This window comes from Serratia sp. LTN-2 (assembly GCF_059740205.1).
In genome coordinates, this window is the sequence record NZ_JCAXDO010000018.1 from 3,253 (window position 1) to 4,130 (window position 878).

At 44.8% G+C, this 878-nt stretch carries 1 pseudogene; it reads right to left on the reverse strand.

The features are described from left to right. Positions 1-559 precede the first annotated feature (559 nt). Positions 560-878: pseudogene (locus AC6BYQ_RS23515) on the reverse strand (ParB/RepB/Spo0J family plasmid partition protein); the annotation flags it as partial.

The window sequence follows — 878 nt, forward strand, 5'->3', positions numbered from 1 at the left end:
GAACAAAACGAACATAATCTTCTTACGCACCGAATAGAGGAATCACTGTAACAATCTCAAAATCGGTATTGTGATAGAAACAACTGAATAGAGTGGGACCATGGTCCCACTTAAATCCGGCGTGTGGAATCGATATTCCCGGTGGGGTTTGACGGGTGAGTTCTGCCACGCAAGCAGGAGGTGGGACCGTGGTCCCAGTTAAATCCGATGTGTGGAATCGACATTCCGGGTGGGGTAGACGGGTGAGTTCTGACACGCAAGCAGGGGGTGGGACCGTGGTCCCAGTTAAATCCGATGTGTGAAATCAGTATTCCGGGATGGGGTTACCGTCTGAGTTCAGATATGCCGGTTGAGGGGTGAACCATGGAACAAGTTAAGAAAAAGTAGCAGGAACTAGATCTTAGATTGTGGTAACAATCAGGTTGGGAGAAGAAATCAGACCTTTTTTAACAACACAGGACAATAGTCCAGAGAATAGCTGCTCCGGATGTATATATTCCGAAGCAGCATGTAACGCATTAAGGATATTGGAAATTAATGATAACGCTCGCTTGTATCATTAAACAGGCAGAACTTTCTGTAAGTCGCGCAATATGCTTTCTATCTTCTCGATACACTCGGCAGGCAAGCGAGATTTATCGAGATTAAAAATAACCTTATCGCCTTTGTATAGGGCTGTAGCACCAGGTACAAATTGATGGCGGGTATTAAGGTTAACTTTTTTACCTGATGGCTCTTTCAAAATATCCGTCAGTAAGCCAATAACTTCCTCGGATTCAAACATTACTCCCGCTTTCTTTTGCTCATGAAGCTGTTGTGTCCGTTGCAACAATAAAGCTTCTTTTCCCGAAAATGCTTTGTACAGCGCCTCCCCAGAG